The sequence below is a fragment of the Limnospira sp. genome, from assembly GCF_051859755.1.
Lineage (GTDB): Bacteria > Cyanobacteriota > Cyanobacteriia > Cyanobacteriales > Microcoleaceae > Limnospira > Limnospira fusiformis.
This window is the reverse complement of record NZ_JBIMLI010000329.1, coordinates 1-1,468: the sequence shown is the minus strand read 5'-3', so window position 1 is coordinate 1,468 and position 1,468 is coordinate 1. Positions and strand designations below refer to the sequence as shown.

Sequence of the window (1,468 nt, the reverse complement as noted above, 5' to 3'; positions counted from 1 at the left end):
CCGACAGTCCCGGACGAAGCCAGAAATAAACATCAATATCCGGCTATGTCCGGTTTTGTTTAAGTTTTATAGAGCAGTTGATATCCTGTTTAATGGGGGTGCAGATGCGATGAGGCGGCGGGTATTAGCGCCTCTGAAAGGTGGTTTACAGGGTTTTGAGGGGGTTTCGGCTAGGGAATTACGGGTGCTAGATGTGGCTTGTGGGACGGGTCGAACTTTGAAGTTTATGGGAGCTACTTTTCCCAAGGCTAGTTTATATGGGGTGGATTTGTCGGGGGCTTATTTACGCAAGGCTAATCAATTGTTATCGCGAATTCCGGGGGAACTACCTCAATTAATCCAAGCTAATGCTGAGGCTTTACCGTATCAGGATAACTATTTCCATGGTATTACTTCTGTGTTTTTGTTTCACGAACTGCCACCACTCGCGCGTCAGAAGGTGATTGAGGAGGCTTATCGGGTACTGCAACCGGGAGGGGTATTTGTTATTTGTGATTCGATTCAGGCTATTGATTGTCCTGAGTTGAAGGAGATGATGGAAAATTTTGCGGTGATGTTCCATGAGCCTTATTATCGCAATTATATTACGGATGATTTGAGCGATCGCCTCTCTCAGGTAGGATTTGAAGGAATTAGCACGGAACAGCACTTTGTGAGTAAATACTGGATCGCTCACAAGAAGCACACTCTAGCAGGTGATACTGTTAAATAGAGTAAATATAGGCTCAAGAACACTTAATAAACAGATTTGCTATGACATCGACAAATCAGACTAACCTGGACACTATGCCTGAAGATATGACTGACGACATCAGTATTAGCGATCGCTCTAGTATTGGCTACAGGGAAGAAATTGAAACGGTGATTGCGGGTTTAGCCCAAGACCAGAAAGCGATGGTTGGTCAGAGTGACGCGGGTCATCTCTGGAAGTTTCAGTATGGCAGTGTAATAGTGTTTGTACAACTGACGGGAGAAACGGAAGATGATACGCTAACGGTGTGGTCTCCTATTCTGCAATTCCCAGTCAAAAATGAGGATCAGCTGATGAAGAGGCTGCTGGAAATGAATTGGCTTTCGACGTTTGAATCCCATTTTGCCATCACTAATAATCAGGTGGTAGTTCTGACTACCCGCACTTTAGCTGGCATTACGCCGGGGGAAATATCGCGAGCTATTACTATTGTCGCGACGATCGCCGATGATAATGACGATATCCTGATAGAGGAATTTGGCATTCCTGTTACTTGACATGGACCGGGATGCCCAAATGACTGACGATTGGGGTTTCTGCAACATCCCCCTAGCGCGAAGTTAATGGGGGTTTTTTGCAGATCCTACCCCATCAATTCTAGGGGAACTGATACATTTACGCGACATTTATCCGGCTATTGCCGGACAATGCGACGATAGCACTATTACCCGTTAAGGTAACAGAGGCGGTATCCCGCAAAGCTTTTAGAAAGATTCC

General features: G+C 45.5%; 2 protein-coding genes. Both read left to right on the top strand.

What is annotated here, in order from left to right; translation table 11 throughout:
- Nucleotides 1-712, top strand: a 712-nt coding sequence (locus ACTIE0_RS24355; protein WP_439517036.1) for a class I SAM-dependent methyltransferase, incomplete at its 5' end; no start/stop codon positions are given.
- A 41-nt stretch (nt 713-753) separates the two neighbouring features.
- Nucleotides 754-1,248: a YbjN domain-containing protein gene (locus ACTIE0_RS24350; protein ID WP_006626275.1), complete on the top strand. Its 495-nt coding sequence runs from the start codon at nt 754-756 to the stop codon at nt 1,246-1,248.
- Nucleotides 1,249-1,468 lie beyond the last annotated feature (220 nt).